We start from the raw sequence: 22857 nt of genomic DNA on the forward strand, positions 1-22857 counted from the left end.
GTCTTGCTGGCTGGCAATGCTGCGTGCAGCACCATCGCCCCGGCAGACCTCCGATCAGTTGCCTTCGTAGGCGCCGTAGCTGCGCAGGCGCTCGTAACGACGCTGCAGCAGGCCCTCGACCGGCAGCTTTTCCAGCGCTTCCAGCTCGTTGAGCAGCACCGCCTTGAGGCGCTTGCCCATCTGCTCGGGATTACGATGCGCGCCGCCGGTGGGTTCGCGGATCACTTTGTCGACCAGGCCCAGGCCTTTCAGGCGCTTGGCGGTCAAGCCGAGCTGCTCGGCCGCGTCCTTGGCCTTGGCCGCGTCCTTCCACAGGATCGAGGCGCAGCCTTCGGGCGAAATCACCGAATAGGTGCCGTATTCCAGCATCAAGGTGCGGTCGCCCACGCCGATCGCCAGCGCGCCGCCGGAGCCGCCTTCGCCGATCACGGTGCAGATCACCGGGATCTTCAGTTCGGCCATCTCCAGCAGGTTGCGCGCGATCGCTTCGGACTGGCCGCGCTCTTCGGCGCCGATGCCCGGATAGGCGCCCGGGGTGTCGATGAAGGTCAGCAACGGCAGGCGGAAACGCTCGGCCAGCTTCATCAGGCGCAGCGCCTTGCGGTAGCCCTCCGGGCGCGGCATGCCGAAATTGCGGGCGACCTTGCTCTTGGTGTCGCGGCCCTTCTGGTGGCCGATGATCACCACTGCGCGGCCATCGATACGGCCCAGGCCACCGACGATCGCCTTGTCGTCGGCATAGGCGCGGTCGCCGGCCAGTTCCTGGAATTCGTCGCAGATGGTGTTGATGTAGTCCAGCGTGTACGGGCGCTGCGGATGGCGCGCCAGCTGCGAGACCTGCCAGGCCGACAGGTCGCGGAAGATCTGTGCGGTACGCACGCGCAGCTTGTCGCGCAGCGCACGCACCTCGGTGTCCACGTTGACTGCAGGACCGGTGCTGGCCTTGCGCAGTTCCTGGATCTTTGCTTCCAGATCGGCGATGGGTTGCTCGAAGTCGAGGTAGTTAGGATTCATGCAGTGGTGTCGTCGACGTAAGGCGGGGAGTGTAGCTGAAGCGCTGCCTTCGACCCGTACGGGGCCGTTCGGATGCACGGCAGGGATTCGGGAGTGGGGATTCGGGATTGGCAACAGCGGCGCTGCTGCGTCCGGGTTGCTGTTGCCAACCCCGAATCCCGAATGCCCAATCCCCGCCCATCAAGCCCATGGAGGGCTGTACTTGATCTTCAAGGTCCGCACCGCGGGGTCGGCGCGCAGGTTGTCCATCAGCTGCTGGTCGATCCGCACCGAGTGGCTGCCGTTGAGGTCGAGCATGCCGGCCACGCCGCCGGTCGGGGCGCGCAGCAGCAAGTCCAGGCGCAGGGGCGTCTTGCCGGGGCGGTGCTTGGCCAGCAGCGCGTCGATGCGCTTCCAGGCCTGTTTCTCGCGCAGGTCCAGGCGCAGCGACAGGCGCTGTGCGTGGTCGGCGCAGATCTGCTCGTAGTCCCAGCATTGGCGGATGCGCAGGCTGTAGCCGCCGTTGAATTCGTCCTCGCGCAGGCCGCCCTTGACGATCAGGATGCGGTCGCGGGTAAGCAGATGCCCGAACTCGGCCATCGCATCGGAGAACGCGCTGCATTCGACCCGGCCACGGCCGTCTTCGAGCTGCACGAACACCTGGCTGTCGCCCTTGCGCCGCACGCCGATCACCTGGCCGGCCAGGATCGCGCTGACTTCCGGGCGCCAGGCGCGCTTTTCGCCATCGCCACCGCCGCCACCGCCGCGTTGTTGCGAGGCGAGGATCTTCTCCAGCGCGCCCAGGTCGCAGCCGACCAGCTCGCGCACTTCGTCGCGGTGCGGGTCGAACGGGTGACCGCTGAGATAGAAGCCCAGCGTTTCGCGCTCGCCGGTGAGCAACTGGCCCAGCGGCCATTCCTTGCTTTCGGGCAGGTCCAGACGCAGCGCCGGCGCGCTCGGGTCCGGCCCGCCGAACAGCGAGTTCTGGCCCGAGGCGCGTTCGCGCGCCAACTGCTCGGTGGCCTTGACCACTTCCGGCAGCTGCAGCATCAGCGAGGCGCGGTTCTTGCCCAGCCCGTCCATCGCGCCGGCGTTGATCATCGCTTCCAGCGTGCGCCGGTTGAGCTTGGCGGTGCCTACGCGCGTGCAGAAATCCAGCAGGGTGGTGTAGGGGCCGCCGCGCTGACGTTCTTCGACGATCGCCTCGCAGGCGCCCTGGCCGACGCCCTTGATCGCGCCCAGGCCGTACTGGATGGTGTCCGGGCTGGCGGCCTCGAACATGTAGGCCGACTCGTTGACGCGCGGCGGCTTGACGGTCAGGCCAAGATTGCGCACCTCATCGAGAAAGCCCACCACCTTGTCGGTGTTGTCCATGTCCGAGGACAGCGTCGCGGCCATGAATTCGGCCGGGTAATGCCGTTTCAGCCATGCGGTCTGGTAGCTGACCAGCGCGTAGGCGGCGGCGTGCGATTTGTTGAAGCCGTAGCCGGCGAACTTCTCCATCAGGTCGAAGATTTCGTCGGCCTTGGCCGCGCTCACTCCGCCCTTGGCCGCGCCTTCGCGGAAGATCTCGCGGTGCTTGGCCATTTCGGCCGGCACCTTCTTGCCCATCGCGCGGCGCAGCAGGTCGGCGCCGCCCAGCGAATAATCGCCGACGATCTGCGCCATCTGCATCACCTGCTCCTGGTACACCATGATGCCGTAGGTGTCCTTGAGGATGACTTCGGTGCGCGGATCCGGGTAGACGATCTCCTGCTGGCCGTGCTTGCGCGCGTTGAAGTCCGGGATCAGGTCCATCGGGCCGGGGCGGTACAGCGACACCAGCGCGATCAGGTCTTCGAAACGGTCCGGGCGCGCGTCCTTGAGCAGGCGGCGCATGCCCGAGGATTCGAACTGGAACACCGCGCCGGTATTGCCCGAGGCGAATACGCCCTTGTAGGTGGGGGCATCGTCGAGCGGAATGGCGCTGATGTCGACCGGGTCGATGCCGGCGCGTGCGTGGCGCACGTTGATCGCCTTGACCGCCCAATCGATGATGGTCAGCGTGCGCAGGCCGAGGAAGTCGAACTTGACCAGGCCGACCGCTTCGACGTCGTCCTTGTCGAACTGGGTGACCTGGTTCTTGCCGCGTCCGTCTTGGTCGTGTTCGGCGAACAGCGGGCAGAACTCGGAGAGCGGCTCGGGCGCGATCACCACGCCGCCGGCGTGCTTGCCGGCGTTGCGGGTGAGGTCCTCGAGCTGACGGGCCAGATCCATCAGGTCGCGCACGTCGTCCTCGACCTGATAGCGCTGGATCAGGTCCGGCGAGGCCATCTCCGAGTCCTTGCCTTCGCCCATCGCATCCTTGAGCGTGATGCCCAGGATGTTGGGGATCAGCTTGGCGACGCTGTCGACCAGACCGTAGCTGAAGCCGAGCACGCGCCCGGCGTCGCGCACCACCGCCTTGGCCGCCATGGTGCCGTAGGTGATGATCTGGCTGACCCGGTCGCGGCCGTACTTGCGCGCCACGTAGTCGATCACCTCGTCGCGGCGATCCATGCAGAAGTCGATGTCGAAGTCGGGCATCGACACGCGTTCCGGGTTGAGGAAGCGCTCGAACAGCAGGTTGTACGGCAGCGGATCCAGATCGGTGATCTGCAGCGCCCAGGCCACCAGCGAGCCGGCACCGGAACCGCGGCCCGGGCCGATCGGAATGCCCTGGTTCTTGCCCCACTGGATGAAGTCGGCCACGATCAGGAAGTAGCCGGGAAAGCCCATCTTGATGATGGTGTCCAGCTCGAATTCCAGCCGGTCGACATAGTCCTGGCGGGTCTTGCCGGGCGCGATCGGGTTCTTTTCCAGGCGTGCGGCCAGGCCCGCGCGCGACTGGCTGCGGATCCAGCTGTCCAGCGTCTCGTCTTCCGGCACCGGGTAGGCGGGCAGGAAGTAGGTACCCAGGCGCATCTCGATGTTGCAGCGCTGTGCCAGCGCCAGCGTGTTGTCGATCGCGTCGGGCACGTCGGCGAACAGCGCGGCCATTTCGTCGCCGGACTTCAGGTACTGCTGGTCGCTGTACTCGCGCGGACGTTTGGGATCGTCGAGCACGCGGCCGGAGGAAATGCACACCCGCGCCTCGTGGGCATTGAAGTCGCTGGCGTACAGGAAGCGCACATCGTTGCTGGCCACCACCGGCAGGCCGCGCACACCGGCCGCATGCAGCGCGAACTGGTTGAAGCGTTCCTCGCCCTCGCGCCCGGTGCGGGTCAGTTCCAGGTGCAGGCCATCGCCGAACACGCGCTGCCAGTCGGCCAGTTGCTGCTCGGCCAGGTCGGCGCGGCCCTCGCCGAACAGGCGCCCGGCCAGGCTGTCGCGCCCGGCCAGGGCGAACAGGTTGGCGTGGCCGCTCTGCAGCCACTCCGGGTGGATCGCCACGCCGCCTTCGGGGCGGTGGCCTTCCATCCAGGCGCGGGTCAGCAGGCGCGACAGGCTCAGGTAGCCTTCGCGGTCCCGGCACAGCAGGGTCATGCGCCAGGGCGTCATGTCCGGGGTGGCGATCATCACGTCGGCGCCGGCGATCGGCTTGATGCCCACGCCTTCGGCGGCCTTGTAGAACTTGACCAGCGCGAACAGGTTGTTGAGGTCGGTGACTGCCAGCGCGGGCATGTCGAGTTCGACCGCGCGGCTCAGCAGGTTGGCCTGCTTGGCCTTTTTCGGGTCAGCCTGATCCGGTTTCTCGGGCACACGGATGGTGGAATCCGCCAGCGAGAACTCGGTGTGGACGTGCAGATGGACGAAGCGGGAAGTGGACATGCGAGACCGGAATAATGCGTGGTCAGGGTAGCGAGCGTGGTCGGGTCGAACAAGGCTTGACAGCGCCGGCGCAGGGCCGCGGCCAGCTGCCACGGGGGCTGGGCGGTGCGGCCGATTCAGGCTTTGGCTAGCTGCGCGCAGCGCGACGGTGGCGATTGCGCGGATCGGCAGGCGTGCGGGGCTGCGTGTACGGGACGCGACGCTCCAGGCCATGGCCGCAGCGGCGGCATGCGCGTCAAGCGATGGGAGGACGCCATTACCGTTCCAGGTTCACCTGGAGGGCGGTCGGTCAGTCGGCCAGCAGCAGGTCATCGGCCGGGGCCGCGCAGGGCACGTCCCACGGCGACTGCGTCGCCTCGATGCCCAACGCACGCCGCACCGGGGCGAAGCTGCGGCGGTGCTGCGGGCAGGGTCCGTGGCTGCGCAGCGCGGCCAGATGCACCGGCGTGGCGTAGCCCTTGTGCTGGTCGAAGCGGTATTCCGGATGCTGGGCGTGCAGGGCGTGCATCAGGCGGTCGCGGGTGACCTTGGCCACGATCGAGGCGGCCATGATGGCGCGATCGAGCGCATCGCCGCCGATCAAGGCCTCGGCCGGGCAGGGCAGGCCCTTGGGCACCCGGTTGCCGTCGATGCGCGCAAACCCGGCCACATGCGCCACGCCCTCCACCGCACGCCGCATGCCCAGCATGGTCGCCTGGTAGATGTTGATGCGGTCGATCTCCTCGCTGTCGATCAGCACCACCGACCACGCCAGCGCCCGCTCGACGATGCGCGCATACAACTGCTCGCGCCGCTGCGCGCTCAGCTGCTTGGAATCGTCCAGCCCGTTGATGCGCGGCTTGCTCGGGTCGAACACCACCGCCGCCACCGCCACCGGCCCGGCAAGCGGGCCGCGGCCCGCTTCGTCGACACCGGCAATCAAACGCGAATCGGGAATCGGGACTGGGGAATCGTGAAAAAGCGCGTCCTGCGCCGTCGGAACGAGAACGGCACCGTGGGAAGTTAAGCGCTTCACAACCCGGCTCCTGCCGATTCCCGACTCCCGATTCCCGATTCCGGCTGCATCAGCAGCCCAGCCACCGCATCGGCCGCGCGTGCCGATGCGTCGCGGCGCAGTTCGGCGTGCAGGGCGAGATAGCGCGGTTGCAGGGCGGCGACCTTTTCCGGGTGCTTGAACCAGTCCAGCAGGGCCACGCACAGCCGTTCCGGGGTGCAGTCGTCCTGCATCAGCTCGGGGGCGAGATCGTCGTTGGCCAGGATGTTGGGCAGCGCGTAGCGGTTGACTTTGAGCAGGCCCAGCGTCCTGACGATGCGGTAGGTGAGCGGGGCGACCTTGTAGCCGACCACCATCGGGCGCTTGACCAGCATCGCCTCCAGCGTGGCGGTGCCCGACGCCAGCAGCACCACGTCGGCGGCCAGCATCGCGGTGCGCGCCTGGCCATCGAGCAGGTGCGAACGCAGCACCGGCAGCGACGACCGCGACAATTGTTCGGCCAGCAGCTGCTTGCAGCCGGGGTTGGCCGCGGGAACCAGCACGTGCAGGTTGGGCAGGTGCTCGGACACCAGCCAGGCCGCCTGGAAGAAGGTATCGCCGAGCTTGCTGATTTCGCCATGCCGGCTGCCGGGCAACACCGCCAGCACCGTGCTGGACGCGGACAGGCCCAGATTGGCGCGCGCGGCTGCGCGATCGGCCTGGTAGGCGATGTCGTCGGCCATCGGGTGGCCGACAAAGCGCGCATCGATGCCGTGCCTGGCATAGATCGGCGGTTCCATCGGAAACAGGCACAGCACCAGGTCGGCGCTGGCGCCGATCTTTTCCGCACGCTTCTCGCGCCAGGCCCAGACCGACGGGCTGACGTAATGCACGGTGCGCACGCCGCGCTGCTTGAGCCAGCGCTCGACCGACAGATTGAAATCGGGTGCGTCGATGCCGATGAACACGTCCGGCTTCCACGCCAGCACCCGCTCGCGGAAGGCCCGGCGCAGCTTCAACAGCCGCGGCAGATGCTGCAGCACTTCGGTCAGCCCCATCACCGCCAGTTCGCTGGCATCGAACCAGGTCTGGCAGCCGGCACCACGCATTGCATCGCCACCGATGCCGACGAATTCAGCGCCCGGATAGCGGCGCCGCAGCTGTTCGATCAGGCCCGCACCCAGGATGTCGCCGGAGGCTTCGCCGGCGATCAGCGCGATGCGCGGGGCGCGCGTTTGCGCGCTGGGAATCGGGAGTGGGGAATGGGGAATCGGAAGTGCTGACGATGGGCCGGCGGCAGACGCGTCTGCATGCGCGCCTGCATCGATTCCCGATTCCCGATTCCCGATTCCCGTCATCGCAACAACGGCCTTTCCGCCGCCTCGATGAACTCGAGTAGTCCGCGCACGTCTTCGCTGCTCTTGGCCTGTTCGGCCAGTTGCAGTTTGGCTTCGGCCAGCGGCAGGCCGGCGACGTATAGCGTGCGGTAGGCGCGCTTGATCGCAGTGATGCGCTCGGCATCGAAGCCGCGCCGCTTGAGCCCTTCGCTGTTGATGCCGCGCGGGCGGCCCAGCGATTCGCTGCCGACCATGGTGAACGGCGGCACGTCGCCGTTGGTCAGCGCGCCCATGCCCAGGAAGGCGTGCGCGCCGATCCGGCAGAACTGATGCGCGCCGGCAAAGCCGCTGATGATCACGTAGTCGCCCACGGTGACATGGCCGGCCAGCGTGGTGTTGTTGGAGAACACGCAGTGGTTGCCGACATGGCAGTCGTGCGCCACGTGGGTGTAGGCCAGCATCCAGTTGTCGTCGCCGACCACGGTGATGCCGCCACCGCCGCCAGTGCCGCGATTGATGGTGACGAATTCGCGGATCACGTTGCCGTCGCCGATCACCAGCTCGGTGCGCTCACCGGCGTACTTCTTGTCCTGCGGTTCGCCGCCGATCGCGGCGTGGCCGATGAAGCGGTTGTTGCGGCCGATCCGGGTCGGGCCGTGGATCGAGCAATGCGGCCCCACCTCGGTGCCCGCATCGATCTGCACATCGGCGCCGATCAGCGAAAACGCACCCACGCGCACATCGCTGGCCAGTTGCGCCGACGGATCGATGACGGCGGTGGGATGAATCAAGGGTGCTTGATCACGCATCGTGTCTCACCTCCAAAACGGTTATTCCTTGGCGCCGGCGCACATGACTTCGGCACTGGCCACGACTTCGCCGTTGACCTTGGCCTCGCCGTAATAGCATCCCATGTTGCGGATCAGGCGCTTCATCTGCACTTCCAGCATCAGCACGTCGCCCGGCACCACCTGCTTGTTGAAGCGGGCGTTGTCGACCTTGACCATGTAGAACAGCTTGGACAGCGCGTCGCGTCCCAGGCCGAGCTGGGTCATCACGCCACCGGCCTGCGCCAGTGCCTCGATGATCAGCACGCCGGGCATCACCGGGCGGGTGGGAAAATGGCCCTGGAAAAATGGCTCGTTGATGCTGACGTTCTTCTGCCCGACGATGCGCTTGGCATCCAGGTCGAGCTCGATGACCCGGTCGATCAGCAGGAACGGATAGCGGTGCGGGATCAGCGTCTGGATCTGGTTGACGTCGATCGGCAGCTCGTAAGTGGGGTGACTCATTCTTTCTCCTTGCCCACAGCCAGGATGCGCCTTGCCAGCACATCGAGTTGTTTGAAGCGCGCGGCATTCTTGCGCCACGTGCGATTGTCGGTGAGAGGGGTGCCGGACGAATACTCGCCCGGCTCATGGATGGAATTGCGCACTACCGACTTGCCGGTGATCACCACCTTGTCGCAGATCTCCAGATGCCCGACCACGCCGACATGCCCGCCGAGCAGGCAGTAACGACCGATCTTGGCGCTGCCGGCGATCCCGGTACAGCCGGCGATGGCGCTATGCGCGCCGATGTGGCAGTTGTGCGCGATCTGCACCAGGTTATCCACGCGCACGTCTTCTTCCAGCACGGTGTCTTCCAGTGCGCCGCGGTCGATGCAGGTGTTGGCGCCGATCTCGCAGTCGTCGCCGATCACCACGCCGCCCAGTTGCGGGACCTTGATCCAGTGCCCGGCATCCATCGCCAGGCCGAAGCCGTCGGCACCGATCACCGCACCGGGATGGATACGCACGCGCTTGCCCAGGCGCACCCGGGTGACCAGGGTGACGCGGGCGAGCAGCTCGCTGCCGTCCTCGACCACGCAGTCTTCGCCGATGATGCTGCCGGTGCCGATCACGCAGCCATCGCCCACGCGGCTGCGCGCACCGATGCTGACGAACGGGCCGACGTGGGCGTTCGGCGAAACCTGTGCGCTGGGATCGATCACCGCGGAAGGGTGGATCCCCGGTTCGCGCACCGGCGCCACGTCGAACAAGGCCGCGATCTTGGCAAAGGCGGTATAGGGATCCTTTGCGACCAGCGCGGTGCCGCGTGCATCCGCCGCATCGTCGGCGCGCAGGACCACCACGGCCGCCTGGCTCTGGCCCAGTTGCGGCCGGTAGCGCGGATTGGACAAAAAGCTCAGTTGTCCGGCGCCGGCATGCGCCAGGGTGGCGACGCCACTGACTTCGACGGCGCCATCGCCAACGACGGTCAACCCAAATTGTTCGGCAATTGCACTGGCGGTCAAGCGCATCGGGGTGAACCTCTTGTAAATGTGGGAGCGCCGCTTTAACGGGTAAAAAACACCATTAAACAGTTCCCAACAAAGCCTGCGTATCTAGGGTCTTGTCGCAATCAAGCGGCGAATCCAGGAGCAAGCATATGAAAACCGTTCTTTCCATCCTTGGTGGTCTGGTCATGATGGGCGCGGTCGCGAGTGCATCGGCCCAATCCTTCGATATCGAGCAGGGCAAGGCGATCGGTGAGCAGCAGCTGCAGTGTCTCAGCCTGCCTGCCGGCGACATCGCCAGCTGCCTGTCCAACACCGTATCCACCTGGTTCGACAGCTGGTTCTGACCGGCCGACACCCCACCTGCGATACACGGGCGGCCCGCACGCGCGGGCCGCCTTTTTGTTGCCGTTGGCTGTTAGAACTGGCCGCCGAAGGTGAACTGCAGACGTTCGATCTCGTCGTTGTCTTCCTTCTTCAGCGGGAACGCGTAGCTGATCGAGATGGGGCCGACCGGTGCGCGCCACAACAGCGCCACGCCGGTGGACGCACGCAGCTCGTTGGCCTTGAAGTTGTCCACGCCGTCGTAGACGTTACCGAAGTCGAAGAAGGCCGATACGCGTGCCGACGGGCTGTCGAACAGCTTGGGGAAATACATTTCCACCGAACCGACGGTCTTGAACGAACCACCCAGCGGCTGGCCGCGTGTGTAACTCGCCGTGCGTTCCGAACGTGGACCCAGCGTGTTGTCTTCGAAGCCGCGTACCGAATTGGTACCGCCGGCGTAGAAGTTCTCGTAGAACGGCAGGCCGGTGGCGGTGATGGTGCGAAGCCGGTTGTTACCGTCGCAAGCCTGTTCCGTGTAAGCGTTATTGGCAACGACGCCACACACGTCGCGTGAGCTGTCGTTGCCATAGCTGTCGCCGTAGCCCAGCTCGAAGCGGGTGTTCAACACGATCGCCGGGATGATCGGCCAGTAATTGGAGATCTGGTAGTTGAACTTGTAGTACTCGATCGTGGAGCCGGGCAGGGTGGTCTCCAGGCCGACGCGCTGGTACATGCCGCGGGTCGGCATGAAGAAGTCGTTGCGAGTGTCGCGTGCCCAGCCCAGCTCGGTGCGCCAGGCATGGAAGGTGCGCGTGCCGACCGCATCGATGTAGTCGATGATCGCCTGCGGGGTTTGGGTCGGGAACGTGTTGATCTGGTTGCTGTCGACGCCGACCATCGCGGAGATGGTGTCGTTCTCGGTGATCGGCACGCCGAACACCACCTGCGCCGAGCCATTCTTGCTGTTGTACTGCGCGGTGTTGAAGTCCGAGTAGTCCAGCGAGCGCCACGACAGGTTGTAGCCCAGCGACACGCCGTCGTCGGTAAAGAACGGGTTGGTATAGGAGAACGCGTAGCGCTGCTGGTAGCTGCTGCGCGAGGCTTCCACCGCCACCCGGTTGCCGCCGCCCAGGAAGTTGTTCTGCGACAACTGCACCGAGGTGGTCACACCGAAGCTCTGCGAATAACCCAGGCCGAACACGAAGCTGCCGGAGGTGGTTTCCTTGACGTTGTAGACCACGTCGACCTGGTCGTTGCTGCCCGGCACCGCCGGCGTTTCCACGTCCACGCTCTCGAAGTAGCCCAGGCGCTGCAGACGGATCTTGGAACGGTCGATCGCCGCCTGCGAGTACCAGGTATTTTCGAACTGGCGCATTTCGCGGCGCAACACCTCATCGGAGGTGCGGCTATTGCCCTTGTACAGGATGCGGCGCACGGTCACGCGCGGGCCCGGCACCACCTGCAGGTTCACCGCAACGGTGCGGTCCTCGCGGTTGGGGGTGGGGATCGGGTTGACCTTGGCGAACGCGTAACCGACGTTGCTCAGCGTGTTGGTGATCGCATCGGAGGTGTACTCCAGCAGCGCACGCGAGAAGATGTCGCCGGCCTTGGGGATGACCAGACGCTCGATGTCCGCCTGCGGCAGCACGGTGTCGCCGGTGACCTTGATCTCGGAAATCTTGTACTGCTCGCCCTCGGTGACGCCGGCGCTGACGAACATGTCGCGCTTGTCGGGGCTGATCGACACCTGGGTGGAGTCGATGCTGAAGTCCACGTAGCCGCGGTCCAGGTACCAGGAGTTGAGCTTCTCCAGGTCGCCGGACATCTTTTCCTTGGAGTACTGGTCGTCGCGGCGGTACCACGAGGCCCAGTTGTGCTCCTTGGACTCCCAGTTCTCCAGGATGTCCTCGTTGGCGAACTTTTCGGTGCCGATCAGGTTGACGTGGCGGATCTTGGCCGCCTTGCCTTCCTTGATCGCGATCGCCACATCCACGCGGTTACGGTCCAGCGGGCTCACCGTCGGGGTGATCTCGACGTTGTACTTGCCGCGGTTGTTGTACTGGCGGGTCAGTTCCTGGGTCACGCGGTCCAGGCTCAGGCGATCAAAGGTGCCGCCTTCGGTCAGGCCGATGTCGCCCAGGCCCTTGAGCAGCTCCTCGGACTTGATGTCCTTGTTGCCAGTCACGGTGAGCTTGTTGATCGCCGGACGCTCCTTCACGGTGATCACCAGGATGTTGCCCTGGCGATCCAGCTGCACGTCCTCGAAGAAGCCGGTGCGGTACAGCGCACGGATCGAGTCGGCGACCTTGGCATCGTCCACGGTGTCGCCGCGGTTCACCGGCAGATAGGTGAACACGGTGCCGGAGGCGATGCGCTGCAGGCCGTCGACGCGGATGTCGCTGGCAACGAACGGCTCTGCGGCCAGGGCAACGACTGGCAGGCTGAGGCCGGCGGCAAGAGCGAGGGCAAGCAGGCGGCGAGTGGGAAGACGCGTCATGTCACATCCGGTTGGAGTCGATTTCGGGTGTTGCTGGATGCCGACGTATGACGACGACAACAGGCGGAAAGAGTGGAGCAGCTTCATCGTGGAACCAGGCCGAGGATGTCGTTGTAGAACGCCAGTCCCATCAGCCCGGCCAGGACCGCCAGGCCGACATATTGCCCGGCAATCATGGCCCGTTCGCTGATCGGGCTGCCCTTGACCAACTCGATAAGGTAATACAGCAGATGCCCACCGTCCAAGATCGGGATCGGCATCAGGTTGATGATCGCCAGGCTGAGCGACAGCAATCCGAGGAAATACAGGAACCAGTCGAGCCCGCGTTCGGCCGAGGCGTTGGCCGCGCGCGCGATCGTGACCGGTCCTGAGATGTTCTTGACCGAGGCCTGGCCGGTCAGCATGCGCTTCATCATGCCCAGCGAATCGGCGGTCATCCGGCCGGTTTCACGGATCGCCGCCGGCACCGCGGCGAACACGCCGTACTGCTGGCGGCTGTCGTAGGCCGGCGCCTGCGCTGCCGCAAATCCCACGCCCAGCAGCCACTGACCCTGCGGCGACCGGCGCGGGGCGATTTCCAGCGCCAGCCGGTCTTCGCCGCGCGCGACCTCGATCATGCCGGTACCGCCCTTCGCGCCCAGTGCCTGCAGCTGGGCCGGAATCTCGTCGGCCGAGCGGATCGGCTGGCCGTCGATGGCCACGATGCGGTCGCCCGGCTGCAGCAGCCCCTGCGCCGCGGAGCCGGCGACCACCTGGCCCACCACCGGCGGCTGCAGCATGAACTGCCAGCCGATGCCGGCCAGCGAGGCCACGCGGCGCTCGTCAAAGCCGGCCGGCAGCTGCGACAGCCGCAGCGTGTGCTCGCGGTTGTCGGCGCCGTCGGTGGCGGTCAGCACGCGGATATCGCGCTTGTCCATCGCCGCGGTGGTGAGCTGCATGCTGGCATCGCTCCAGCTGCTGACATCGCGCCCATCGATGCGCACGATGCGCTCGCCCGGGGTCAGGCCGGCTTCGGCGGCCAGGCCATCGGCACGGCCGACGGTGGCCGAGTAATCCTGTTTGCCGACCACGAACATCGCCCACAACATCGCCATGCACAGCAGCAGGTTGGCGATCGGGCCGGCCGCCACGATGGCGATGCGCTGCCATACCGTCTTGCGGTTGAAGGCCTGGTCCTGCTCGGCCGGATGCACGTCGCCTTCGCGCTCGTCGAGCATCCTGACATAGCCGCCCAGCGGGATGGCCGCCACCACGAACTCGGTGCCGTGACGGTCGCGCCGCATCCACAGGGGTTTGCCGAAGCCCACCGAAAAGCGCAGCACCTTGACGCCGCAGCGGCGCGCGACCCAGAAGTGGCCGAATTCGTGGAAGGTCACCAACACGCCCAGGCTGACGATCATCCACCAGACCGAACCGATGAAATCACCCATGGATGCAACTCGTCTGCGTAAATCGATCAGGCATGAAGGCGGTGATGGGCGAGGGCGCGTTCGGTGATCTGCCGCGCTTGCGCATCGGCAGAAAGCAGGGTGTCGAGGGAGTCGGCATTGTGCCGTGGGAGCGTTGTCAGTGTGTGTTCGACCAACGCGGGAATCGCTAGGAAACCCACCTGGCCCTGAAGAAACGCTGAAACAGCCACTTCATTGGCCGCGTTCAGGACCGCAGGCGCGGTTCCACCGGCCTCCAGCGCCTCCCAGGCTAGGCGCAGGCATGGGAATGCGGCGGTGTCCGGCGCCTCGAAATCCAGCCGCCCCTGGGTCAGCAGGTCCAGCCCGGCAACCCCGGACTCGACCCGCTCCGGCCACGCCAGGCCGACCGCCAGCGTGGTGCGCATGTCCGGCAGGCCGAGCTGGGCCAGGGTGGAACCGTCGACGAATTCCACCAGCGAGTGCACCAGGCTCTGCGGGTGCACCAGCACATCGATCTGCGCACCGGGCAGGCCGAACAGGTGATGCGCTTCGATCACTTCCAGGCCCTTGTTCATCAGCGTCGCCGAATCCACCGAGATCTTCGGCCCCATCGACCATTTGGGATGGGCGACCGCCTGCGCGGGGGTGACAGCGCTCAGCGCGGCGCGGTCCCAGCCGCGGAACGGCCCGCCGGACGCGGTCAGGATCACCCGGCGCACGCCGCGACTGGCGTCGCAGGAGCGCAGGCACTGGAAGATCGCGCTGTGTTCGCTGTCGATCGGGATGATCTCGGCGCCGGCCGCCGCCGCGGTGCGGGTCAGCAGCTCGCCGGCCAGTACCAGCGATTCCTTGTTGGCCAGCAGCAGGCGCTTGCCGGCGCGGGCCGCGGCCAGCGTGGAGGGCAGGCCGGCCGCTCCCACGATCGCCGCGACCACGGTGTCGCAGGCATCGCTGGTAGCCAGCGCGTCCAGGGCGTCGGAGCCGGCGTGCGCCTGGGTGGCCAATCCGGCCGCGCGCAGACCGTCGCGCAGTGCCGGATACAGGGATGGGTCGGCGATCACCGCATGCGCAGGGCGATGGGTGACGCAGAGCGCCAGCAGCTCGTTGACCTTGCTGCCGGCCGACAGCACGCTGGCGCGCAGCCGCTGCGGATGACGGGCGATCACATCCAGTGCCGACGCACCGATCGAGCCGGTAGCGCCGAACACGGCGACCTGACGGAGAGGGGAGCCAGCCATGCCTAGAATCCGAGAATTTCCTTGCCGAGTGCGAACACCGGCAGGGCGGCGAGCACGCCGTCGATACGATCCAGCACGCCGCCATGGCCCGGAATCACCGCACCCGAGTCCTTGGCGCCGGCGTGGCGCTTGAGCAGGCTCTCGAACAGATCGCCCAGCACCGAGGCCAGCACCGCCACCGCCGAGACCAGCACCAGCTGCGGCACGTGCGCCAGGGTCAGCCCGGCCAGCCAGCCGAATGCGCAGGCGACCACGATGCCGGCGACCATGCCGCCGAGCAGGCCTTCGATGGTCTTGTTGGGGCTGACCCGCGGCGCCAGCTTGTGCTTTCCGAACGCGCGGCCGGCGAAATAGGCGCCCGAATCGGCCGCCCACACCATGGTCAGCGCGGTCAGCAGCCACAGGTTGCCCTTGTCCGGGTTGGCGTGCAGCAGCACCAGCGCGGCCCAGGCCGGCAGGACCGCCAGGGTGCCAGCGGCGAGCTTGAGCGCGCGCGCTTGGCCGTTGCCGTGATCGGCACCGAAGGTGAAAAAGCGCAGCCATAGCAGCGCCAGCAGCCACCAGACCACCCCCACCAGGGCGGCGATCTGGAACAGCACCATGGAGCCGGCCGAGGCCCACACCATCAGCACCATCAGCAGCAGATTGAGCATCAGCAGCACGGTACGCGGCAGGCTGTCGTCGATGCCGGAGAGCTTGAGCCACTCCCACAGGCCGGTCAGGAACAGGACCGCCGCCAGCGCCGCTAGCCATTGCGTGGGCAGCAGCACGATCGCGCAGATGGCGAGCGGCGCCATGATCAGCGCGGCAATCACGCGGGTCTTGGTCATGCGGAGGAGCTCTCCGTCGCCTTGTCGGCGATCTGGGCGCTGGTCAGGCCGAAGCGACGTTCGCGCCCGGCATAGTCATCCAGTGCCTGCTGCAGTACGCCGGCATCGAACTCCGGCCACAGGGTTTCGGTGAACCACAGTTCGGTATAAGCCAGCTGCCACAGCAGGAAATTGCTGATGCGGGTGTCGCCGCCGGTACGGATGAACAGGTCCGGCGCCGGCAGATCGGCCAGCGCGACGCGGCTGGCCAGCAGCGCTTCGTCGATCTGCTGCGGCTGCAGGCGGCCGGCGGCCACTTCTTCGGCCAATGCCCGCGCGGCCAGCGCAATGTCCTGGCGGCCGCCATAGCTGGCGGCGATGCTCAGCACCAGCCGCGCATTGGCGGCGGTGGCGCGCTCGGCGGCGGCCATGCGTTCGCGCAGCGGCGTAGCGAAACGGCTGCGATCGCCGATGAAGCGCACCTGCACGCCGCGCCGCTGCAGTTCGTCGACCTCGCGATCGAGCGCGTGCAGGAACAGCTTCATCAGTGCATCGACTTCCTCCTGCGGACGGCCCCAGTTTTCACTGGAAAACGCGAACAGGGTGAGCGCCGAGACGCCTTTTTCCAGGCAGAAATCGATGGTGCGATTGACCGCACGCGCGCCGGCGCGATGACCGATCATGCGCGGACGCCGCCGACGCTGCGCCCAACGCCCGTTGCCATCCATGATGATGGCAATGTGGCGCGGCACGGCGGCAGCGGAAGGTGCTGGATGCATGGCAGGCGATGCCACGATCAGACCGTCATCAGTTCCTGTTCCTTGGCCTTGACGACCTCATCCACATCCTTGATGGCCTTGTCGGTGAGCTTCTGGATGTCGTCTTCGGCGCTGCGTGCCTCGTCCTCGGTGACCGCCTTGTCCTTGAGCAGGTCCTTGACCTGCTGATTGGCGTCGCGACGGATGTTGCGGATGGCCACCTTGCTGTCTTCGCCCTCGCCATGCACGGCCTTGCTGAGCTCCTTGCGGCGCTCCTCGGTCAGCGGCGGCAGGTTCAGACGGATCACGGTGCCGACCACGGTCGGGGTCAGGCCCAGATCCGAGGCGTAAATCGCCTTTTCCACGTCCTTGATCATTCCCTTGTCGAACAGGCTGATGACCAGCGAGCGGCCTTCGGAGACACTGATGCTGGCGACCTGGTTGAGGGGGGTGTCGGTGCCGTAAGCCTTGACCTTGATGCCGTCCAGCAGCGCCGGAGAGGCGCGGCCGGTGCGCACGGTGGTCAGGGAATGGCGCAGAGCATCGATGCTCTTGGTCATGCGCGTCTGCGCGTCTTGTTTGATCTGGTTGAGCATCGCCGGAATCCGTGTGGAGCTGAATCCGGAGATTATAGCCGGGACTGCGTTTTGAGACTTGCCGGCCGGCAGAGTCCTGCGCAGCCGGTTCACCTGGGGTGCCACTCCACGCCCGGCATCGCCATCGGTCAGGCGTCAGCGCAGTCTCCGGGACCGCGCCTTTGCGATTCCCGAATCCCGATTCCCCACTCCCGGCCTCAACTCCGACCCTGCACCAACGTGCCGATCTGCTCGCCATGCAGGATGCGCAGCAGCACCCCGGGCTCGCTCATGCCGAAGATGCGCAGCGGCAGGTCGCTGTCGCGCGCCAGCGCGAAGGCGGCGGTGTCCATCACTTCCAGGCCCTGCAGGATGACCTGGTCGTAGGTCAGGCTGTCGTAACGCACTGCGTCAGAATGCTTCTTCGGGTCCTTGTCGTACACGCCGTCGACCTTGGTTGCCTTGAGCAGCAGGTCGGCACCGATCTCGATCGCGCGCAGCGCCGCGCCCGAGTCGGTGGTGAAGAACGGGTTGCCTGTGCCGGCGGCGAAGATCGCGATGCGGCCCTTTTCCAGATGGCGGATCGCGCGGCGGCGGATGAAGTCCTCGCAGACATCGTTGATCTTGATCGCGCTCATCACGCGCACCTTGGCGCCGAGCTTTTCCAGCGCGTCCTGCATCGCCAGCGCGTTGATCACGGTGGCCAGCATGCCCATGTGGTCGCCGGTGACGCGGTCCATGCCGCTGGCGGCCAGGCCGGCGCCGCGGAAGATGTTGCCGCCGCCGATCACCAGCGCGACCTGCGCACCGGCCTGCTGAGCTTCGATCACTTCATGGGCGAGGCGGTTGATGACCTTGGGATCGATGCCGTAATCCCCGTCCCCCATCAGCGCCTCCCCGGAAAGTTTGAGAAGAATGCGGCGATAGGCAAGTTCAGACATGGGGGAGACCTCGGTGTGGGGGATCGGCAAACGCCGGCAAGTCTAGCGGAAGCCTGTCACCGGGCGTGGTAAAAATTCGGTAGTTGGCGATGCCGTGATGCGTTGCTCAGTGCGCGCGCGGAGGTTGCGGCGTCGGCATGTCGGTCGCATCGTAGGCGGTGACACGGTTGCGGCCGCGATGTTTGGAGCGATACAGCGTGCTGTCGGCGGCCTGCAGCAGATGCTCGATGCTCTCGAACTGCCGGTCGCCACCGCCGTGGGTGGCCAGTCCCGCCGAGAAGGTGATGTGCAGCGGGCCGCCCTGCAGTTGCGCCATCGGCGTGCGTGCGGTCTCGGCCAGGATGCGCTCGACCACCATCAACGCCGCCTCGGCTGCGGTGTTGGGCAGGATCACCAGGAATTCCTCGCCGCCATAGCGGGCGACCAGGTCGCTGGTGCGCACCATGCGCTGCAGCGTCTGCGCGAAGTTGCGCAGCACCTCGTCGCCGACCAGATGGCCATGCGCATCGTTGACGCGCTTGAAGTCGTCCAGATCGATGAAGGCGATCGACAGCGGCCAGTTCTGGCGCGATGCCAGCTCGAACTCGTGCGCGAGCGCGGTGCCGAGCTGGTGGCGGTTGAACACGCCGGTCAATGCATCGCGGCTGGCCTGTTCGGCAAGATGGCGCATGCGGTTTTCCGATTCGTCGGCATGCCGGCGCGCTTCGGCCACGTCCTGCAGCTCGCGCAGGCTGCGCAGCATCGCCAGCTCGCGGGCCTGCTCGAAGATCATCTGGATGTGCTCGGGCTGCGGCACGCGGATGTCGAACAGGGCTTCCAGTTCGGGCAGCGACTCGGCGATGCGTTCGATCACCTTTTCGAAGCGTTCGGCATCCAGTTCCAGCACGTCCTGCGCCTGGCGCTGCGCGTGCTCGGTGGCGGCCACGGCACTGGCCGACAGCCAGATGTCCGCCAGGCGTCCGGACAGCGCGACACAGGCCATGAACGGCTCCAGACTGGCGGGCTCTTCCTCGCTCTGCGCGATGGCGTTCTGCAGGTACGGCGGCAGTTGCCATTGATGCGCGAGCCAGGCGCCGACTTCGGCATGGGTGGCGCCCAGATGCGCACGTTCGGTCTCGATCAGCACGGCGTTGTCGGGCGCCTGTTCCAGCAGCGGCGCATACAGCTCGGGCGCGCCCTGCAGCAGGGCGAGCTTGCCGATGTCCTGCAACAGGCCGGCCAGCATGAGTTCTTCGGGTTTGCGGATGCCGTAGGCCTGGCCGAGGATGCGGCTGGCCAGCGCGCACAGGCCGGCGCGGCGCCAGATGCGCTCATGCAGCGGATGCGCGGTGAAAGTACTGCGTACACCGTGCACCATCGAAAACCCCAGCGCCAGGCTCAGGGTCGCGTTGAGGCCGAGCATGGTCAGTGCCTGGCCGAGGTTGTCGATGCGGCGGCGGCTGGCGTACAGCGGCGAATTGGCAACCCGCAGCATGCGCGCGCTCAGGGCCATGTCCATGCCGATGACGTTGGCCGTGGTGGTCATGTCCACGTCGGGGTCCTGCGCCAGCTCGATGACGCGTAGCGCAACGCCCGGGGGCGATGGCAGGTTGCGGCAGTAGTGCAGGGCGGCCTGTAGATCTGGTTGCATGGGTCATCGCCGACGGTGGGCGCAAGCATACCGCTGCGCTCGTTAATGGGGCACGCCATGCTCCGCCGTCGCCGCGCGGCAACGCGCGATAGGGGCGGAAAAGCCTGGTCGGCATCCAGTTCTAGCGGCAACCGCCACGACATCTGTAGAGTTGAGGCCGGTCGCGGGCCCGGCGGATGCGTTCGCTTCAGCTTCGCGCTTTCATGGGCCTGCGCGACAGTGTCGGGCCCAAAAAAAAAGCCGCGGCAGGCCGCGGCTTTCTCTACGCAGTGGCGAGGATCAGGCCAGGCCGGCCTGCTTCATCACTTCGGCGGCGTAGTCTTCCACCACCTTCTCGATGCCCTCGCCAACGGCCAGGCGCTGGAAGCCGACCACTTCGGCACCGGCAGCCTTGACGGCCTGCTCGACAGTCTGGTCGGTGTTCAGCACGTACGGCTGGCCGTACAGGGTCACTTCGTTGACGATCTTGCTGATCTTGCCGCTGATGATCTTTTCCAGGATCTCGGCCGGCTTGGCCTTGTCCTTCTCGGACATCTTGGCCAGTTCGATTTCCTTTTCCTTGGCCACGAACTCGGCCGGGACATCGGAGGCCTTGACGTGCGGCGGGTTCATCGCGGCGATGTGCATGGCGATGCCGCGTGCCAGCTCGATGTCGCCACCCTTCAGCTCGACCAGCACGCCGATGCGGCCGCCGTGCACATAGGCCGCGACGTTGTTGGCGCTGTCGATGCGGACCAGGCGACGCACCTGCAGGTTCTCGCCGACCTTGGCGATGACTGCGGCGCGACGCTCTTCGATGGTCTCGCCGCTGTCGAGCTTGACGCTCTTGAGCGCTTCGGCATCGGCGGCATCCGAGTTCAGCGCGGCGGTGGCCACGGTCTCGGTGAAGGCCAGGAAGTTCTCGTCCTTGGCGACGAAGTCGGTCTCGGAGTTGACTTCGACCAACACGGCCTTGCCGCCGGCCTGTGCGGTGGCGATGCGGCCTTCGGCGGCAACGCGGTCAGCCTTCTTGTCGGCCTTGGCCAGACCCGACTTGCGCAGCCATTCGGCAGCGGCGTCAATGTCGCCTGCGTTTTCGACGAGTGCCTTCTTGCACTCCATCATGCCGGCGCCGGTGCGCTCGCGCAGTTCCTTGACCAGGGAAGCAGTGATTTCCATGGAATTACCTCATATGGACGAATGCGTGCGGCGGAGGGTTCCGCCAGTAGGAGACGGCGCAGCCAGGCCGGCCGCCCCCGTAGAAATGTTCAGTGGCCTCGGCGACGGGCCGCGCTGGGCCCGTCGGGGCTGCGGCCGCACAGCATGGTGCGGCCGCATTGCAGGCCGATTACTCGGCAGCCGGAGCGGCAGCGTCGGCCGGTGCGTCAGCCTTCTTGTCGCCCTTCTTGGCCGGAGCGCGACGGCCCTTGCCTTCGTCGGCGGATTCGGCCGAGAACTCTTCTTCGCGGACCGAAGCGGAGTTCGGCGCAGCAGCCTTGCCTTCCAGCACGGCGTCGGCGGCGGCACGTGCATACAGCTGCACGGCACGGATGGCGTCGTCGTTGCCCGGGATGGCGTAGTCGACCAGGGCCGGGTCGTAGTTGGTGTCGACCACTGCGATCACCGGGATGCCGAGCTTCTTGGCTTCCTTGATGGCGATGTCTTCATGGCCGATGTCGATCACGAAGATCGCGTCGGGCAGGCGGTTCATTTCCTTGATGCCGCCCAGCGAGGCGTCCAGCTTCTCGCGCTCGCGACGCAGGCCCAGCACTTCGTGCTTGACCAGCTTGTCGAAGGTGCCGTCGGTCTCGGCCGACTCCAGTTCCTTCAGGCGGGCAACCGACTGCTTGACGGTACGGAAGTTGGTCAGCGTGCCGCCCAGCCAGCGCTGGGTCATGAACGGCATGCCGCAACGCTCGGCTTCTTCCTTGATGGACTCGCGCGCGCTGCGCTTGGTGCCCAGGAACAGCACGGTGCCGCGCTTCTGCGCGATCGAGGAGAGGAAGTTCATCGCGTCATTGAAGAGCGGAACGGTCTTCTCGAGGTTGATGATGTGAATCTTGCCGCGCGCGCCGAAGATGTACGGCGCCATCTTGGGGTTCCAGTAGCGGGTCTGGTGACCGAAATGGACGCCGGCTTCCAGCATCTGACGCATGGTGACTTGGGGCATTGAAGTAACTCCTGATAGCGGAATCTACGTGCGCGGACTGGACTTTGAAGAGTCCGCACATGGATGTGCGGGCCCTTGCGAAAGGATGCGCACAAACGATTCCGGGGTTGGGCTTCCCTGTCGCCTCCGTGACGAACCCCTTGCGGGGGCACCCCGGCACGGATGGTGGCAGCAGGTGTGAATTCGTCGATGACGTCCGACGTGAACGACGCAATGCGCAAGAGACGCAAAACAGCCGGCGGAGTATAGCCGGCTGAGCGGGCGGGCGCAATTGGCGAGTCGGGATTGGGGAGTGGGGAGTGGGGAATCGGGAATCGGGAATCGGGAATCGGGAATCGGGCAAGCTTAGCTCCGTGCGCGTCCACACGCCCACGAAGGATCAGCTACCGCGATGCGCTGTACCGAATCCCCAACCCCCAATCCCGAATTCCCAATCCCCAGAGCTCACGGCTCCAGCGCCAGCGTCGTTTCGATATCGCTGTTGATCCGCGCCACGAAGCGGCCATTGCCGGCGGCCACGTTGGCGGGCAGCGACCATTGGCGGGTCTGGCCGGGAAGCACATAGCCGGCAAGGTCGTCGCGGATGCTGCGGCGGGTGCCGCCGGCATCGATGTAGGCCAGGTCGGCCAGCCGGGCATGGCCGAGCCCGGCGTTATGGATTTTCAGCGCGCGGCCGCTGCCCTGGCCGGACAGGCTGGCCTGCAGCAGCGGGCGCAGGTCGCCGGGCTGGCTTGGCAGGGCGAACACCGGCGTGGAATAACGCAGCAGTGCGGTGTCGCTACCGGAGGCATGCTGGGTCACTACCAGGCGGTAGCTGTCTTCGCTCTGCACCGGGCTGGGGCCCAGGCGGATCACCCGCAGCAATTGCCGGCCTTGCGGAGGAATTTCGAATTGCGCCGGGCTGACGGTGGCGGCGGTGGCCGGTTCAAGCAGTTCGCGGTCGCCGTCCTGGCGCCAGCGGTAGAGTTTGGCTTCGGCGCGCCATGGCAGGGCTGCCTGGTTGTAGAGCCAGACGGTGGTCTGGTCGCTGTCGGCGGGAATGCGGGCGGTGGTCGGGGCGATGGCGATCTCGGCGGCAACGGCGCTGCCACCGATGGCCAGGCCGGCCAACGCCAACGCCAGCAGGCCGCAACAGGAGCGGGACGCGGCCATGG

Annotated in this window: 19 protein-coding genes; 1 reads left to right on the forward strand and 18 read right to left on the reverse strand. The window is 66.4% G+C overall.

Features of this window, described 5'->3' with window-relative positions:
* Positions 1-54: 54 nt before the first annotated feature.
* The 7 genes from ACCQ04_RS06960 to lpxD form a co-directional block, all read right to left on the reverse strand.
* Positions 55-1014 (reverse strand): acetyl-CoA carboxylase carboxyltransferase subunit alpha, encoded by a 960-nt coding sequence (locus ACCQ04_RS06960; RefSeq protein WP_016902405.1) that lies wholly within the window; start codon positions 1012-1014, stop codon positions 55-57.
* A 180-nt stretch (positions 1015-1194) separates the two neighbouring features.
* Positions 1195-4782, reverse strand: a complete 3588-nt coding sequence (gene dnaE / locus ACCQ04_RS06965) for a DNA polymerase III subunit alpha (protein ID WP_065031798.1) — start codon at positions 4780-4782, stop codon at positions 1195-1197.
* Positions 4783-5071: 289 nt separating this feature from the next.
* Positions 5072-5797, reverse strand: a complete 726-nt coding sequence (gene rnhB, locus ACCQ04_RS06970) for a ribonuclease HII (protein ID WP_115676597.1) — start codon at positions 5795-5797, stop codon at positions 5072-5074.
* Positions 5794-7113: a lipid-A-disaccharide synthase gene (gene lpxB / locus ACCQ04_RS06975; RefSeq protein WP_221229727.1), complete on the reverse strand. Its 1320-nt coding sequence runs from the start codon at positions 7111-7113 to the stop codon at positions 5794-5796. The genes rnhB and lpxB overlap by 4 nt, the downstream gene beginning before the upstream one ends.
* Positions 7110-7901, reverse strand: coding sequence for an acyl-ACP--UDP-N-acetylglucosamine O-acyltransferase (gene lpxA / locus ACCQ04_RS06980; protein ID WP_024940381.1), 792 nt, complete (start codon positions 7899-7901; stop codon positions 7110-7112). Before lpxA ends, lpxB begins: the two co-directional genes overlap by 4 nt.
* Positions 7902-7922: 21 nt before the next feature.
* On the reverse strand, positions 7923-8384 hold the full coding sequence (fabZ, locus tag ACCQ04_RS06985; RefSeq protein WP_016902400.1) for a 3-hydroxyacyl-ACP dehydratase FabZ: 462 nt from the start codon (positions 8382-8384) through the stop codon (positions 7923-7925).
* A complete protein-coding gene (lpxD, locus tag ACCQ04_RS06990) occupies positions 8381-9394 on the reverse strand; it encodes a UDP-3-O-(3-hydroxymyristoyl)glucosamine N-acyltransferase (RefSeq protein WP_046342162.1) in 1014 nt (337 codons plus the stop codon). The genes fabZ and lpxD overlap by 4 nt, the downstream gene beginning before the upstream one ends.
* Positions 9395-9522: 128 nt before the next feature.
* Between lpxD and ACCQ04_RS06995 the strand changes: the two genes are divergently transcribed.
* A complete protein-coding gene (locus tag ACCQ04_RS06995; RefSeq protein WP_046342163.1) occupies positions 9523-9717 on the forward strand; it encodes a hypothetical protein in 195 nt (64 codons plus the stop codon).
* A gap of 71 nt (positions 9718-9788) precedes the next feature.
* Here the strand turns inward: ACCQ04_RS06995 and bamA are convergent, their stop codons facing one another.
* The 11 genes from bamA to ACCQ04_RS07050 form a co-directional block, all read right to left on the reverse strand.
* The gene (gene bamA / locus ACCQ04_RS07000) at positions 9789-12194 is read right to left on the reverse strand and encodes an outer membrane protein assembly factor BamA (RefSeq protein ID WP_184455453.1); all 2406 of its coding nucleotides are present in this window, start codon (positions 12192-12194) and stop codon (positions 9789-9791) included.
* Positions 12195-12277: 83 nt separating this feature from the next.
* Positions 12278-13624: an RIP metalloprotease RseP gene (gene rseP, locus ACCQ04_RS07005; RefSeq protein WP_226426612.1), complete on the reverse strand. Its 1347-nt coding sequence runs from the start codon at positions 13622-13624 to the stop codon at positions 12278-12280.
* 26 nt (positions 13625-13650) lie between these two features.
* Complete coding sequence (locus ACCQ04_RS07010; protein ID WP_184455455.1) at positions 13651-14841, reverse strand: 1-deoxy-D-xylulose-5-phosphate reductoisomerase; 1191 nt, start codon at positions 14839-14841, stop codon at positions 13651-13653.
* A gap of 2 nt (positions 14842-14843) precedes the next feature.
* Positions 14844-15671 carry a phosphatidate cytidylyltransferase gene (locus tag ACCQ04_RS07015; RefSeq protein ID WP_046342166.1) on the reverse strand — a complete coding sequence of 276 codons (828 nt, stop codon included), beginning with the start codon at positions 15669-15671 and terminating at the stop codon, positions 14844-14846.
* Complete coding sequence (gene uppS, locus ACCQ04_RS07020; protein ID WP_167762831.1) at positions 15668-16429, reverse strand: polyprenyl diphosphate synthase; 762 nt, start codon at positions 16427-16429, stop codon at positions 15668-15670. The genes ACCQ04_RS07015 and uppS overlap by 4 nt, the downstream gene beginning before the upstream one ends.
* Before the next feature lie 17 nt (positions 16430-16446).
* Positions 16447-17004 (reverse strand): ribosome recycling factor, encoded by a 558-nt coding sequence (frr, locus tag ACCQ04_RS07025; RefSeq protein ID WP_016902392.1) that lies wholly within the window; start codon positions 17002-17004, stop codon positions 16447-16449.
* A 197-nt stretch (positions 17005-17201) separates the two neighbouring features.
* Positions 17202-17924 carry a UMP kinase gene (pyrH, locus tag ACCQ04_RS07030; protein WP_024940374.1) on the reverse strand — a complete coding sequence of 241 codons (723 nt, stop codon included), beginning with the start codon at positions 17922-17924 and terminating at the stop codon, positions 17202-17204.
* Positions 17925-18030: 106 nt separating this feature from the next.
* Positions 18031-19554, reverse strand: a complete 1524-nt coding sequence (locus ACCQ04_RS07035; protein WP_184614148.1) for a sensor domain-containing diguanylate cyclase — start codon at positions 19552-19554, stop codon at positions 18031-18033.
* 279 nt (positions 19555-19833) lie between these two features.
* Entirely contained in the window at positions 19834-20712 is an 879-nt protein-coding gene (gene tsf / locus ACCQ04_RS07040) for a translation elongation factor Ts (RefSeq protein WP_016902389.1), read from the reverse strand.
* A 169-nt stretch (positions 20713-20881) separates the two neighbouring features.
* The gene (gene rpsB / locus ACCQ04_RS07045; protein ID WP_026064294.1) at positions 20882-21703 is read right to left on the reverse strand and encodes a 30S ribosomal protein S2; all 822 of its coding nucleotides are present in this window, start codon (positions 21701-21703) and stop codon (positions 20882-20884) included.
* A gap of 444 nt (positions 21704-22147) precedes the next feature.
* Positions 22148-22855 carry a fimbrial biogenesis chaperone gene (locus ACCQ04_RS07050; protein ID WP_226426611.1) on the reverse strand — a complete coding sequence of 236 codons (708 nt, stop codon included), beginning with the start codon at positions 22853-22855 and terminating at the stop codon, positions 22148-22150.
* Positions 22856-22857: the final 2 nt, after the last annotated feature.

The sequence above is a fragment of the Xanthomonas sp. NCPPB 2866 genome (assembly GCF_041475745.2).
In the GTDB taxonomy this organism is placed as follows: domain Bacteria; phylum Pseudomonadota; class Gammaproteobacteria; order Xanthomonadales; family Xanthomonadaceae; genus Xanthomonas; species Xanthomonas arboricola.

Excerpts from the sequence above, each read along its gene's own strand:
- dnaE (WP_065031798.1), bottom strand. The coding sequence starts at position 4,782 with ATGTCCACTTCCCGCTTCGTCCATCTGCACGTCCACACCGAGTTCTCG.
- bamA (WP_184455453.1), bottom strand. The coding sequence starts at position 12,194 with ATGACGCGTCTTCCCACTCGCCGCCTGCTTGCCCTCGCTCTTGCCGCC.
- ACCQ04_RS06960 (WP_016902405.1), bottom strand. The coding sequence starts at position 1,014 with ATGAATCCTAACTACCTCGACTTCGAGCAACCCATCGCCGATCTGGAA.
- lpxA (WP_024940381.1), bottom strand. The coding sequence starts at position 7,901 with ATGCGTGATCAAGCACCCTTGATTCATCCCACCGCCGTCATCGATCCG.
- ACCQ04_RS07010 (WP_184455455.1), bottom strand. The coding sequence starts at position 14,841 with ATGGCTGGCTCCCCTCTCCGTCAGGTCGCCGTGTTCGGCGCTACCGGC.
- fabZ (WP_016902400.1), bottom strand. The coding sequence starts at position 8,384 with ATGAGTCACCCCACTTACGAGCTGCCGATCGACGTCAACCAGATCCAG.
- ACCQ04_RS07035 (WP_184614148.1), bottom strand. The coding sequence starts at position 19,554 with ATGCAACCAGATCTACAGGCCGCCCTGCACTACTGCCGCAACCTGCCA.
- ACCQ04_RS06995 (WP_046342163.1), top strand. The coding sequence starts at position 9,523 with ATGAAAACCGTTCTTTCCATCCTTGGTGGTCTGGTCATGATGGGCGCG.
- rpsB (WP_026064294.1), bottom strand. The coding sequence starts at position 21,703 with ATGCCCCAAGTCACCATGCGTCAGATGCTGGAAGCCGGCGTCCATTTC.
- rseP (WP_226426612.1), bottom strand. The coding sequence starts at position 13,624 with ATGGGTGATTTCATCGGTTCGGTCTGGTGGATGATCGTCAGCCTGGGC.
- frr (WP_016902392.1), bottom strand. The coding sequence starts at position 17,004 with ATGCTCAACCAGATCAAACAAGACGCGCAGACGCGCATGACCAAGAGC.
- ACCQ04_RS07015 (WP_046342166.1), bottom strand. The coding sequence starts at position 15,671 with ATGACCAAGACCCGCGTGATTGCCGCGCTGATCATGGCGCCGCTCGCC.
- lpxD (WP_046342162.1), bottom strand. The coding sequence starts at position 9,394 with ATGCGCTTGACCGCCAGTGCAATTGCCGAACAATTTGGGTTGACCGTC.
- lpxB (WP_221229727.1), bottom strand. The coding sequence starts at position 7,113 with ATGACGGGAATCGGGAATCGGGAATCGGGAATCGATGCAGGCGCGCAT.
- tsf (WP_016902389.1), bottom strand. The coding sequence starts at position 20,712 with ATGGAAATCACTGCTTCCCTGGTCAAGGAACTGCGCGAGCGCACCGGC.
- uppS (WP_167762831.1), bottom strand. The coding sequence starts at position 16,429 with ATGCATCCAGCACCTTCCGCTGCCGCCGTGCCGCGCCACATTGCCATC.
- ACCQ04_RS07050 (WP_226426611.1), bottom strand. The coding sequence starts at position 22,855 with ATGGCCGCGTCCCGCTCCTGTTGCGGCCTGCTGGCGTTGGCGTTGGCC.
- pyrH (WP_024940374.1), bottom strand. The coding sequence starts at position 17,924 with ATGTCTGAACTTGCCTATCGCCGCATTCTTCTCAAACTTTCCGGGGAG.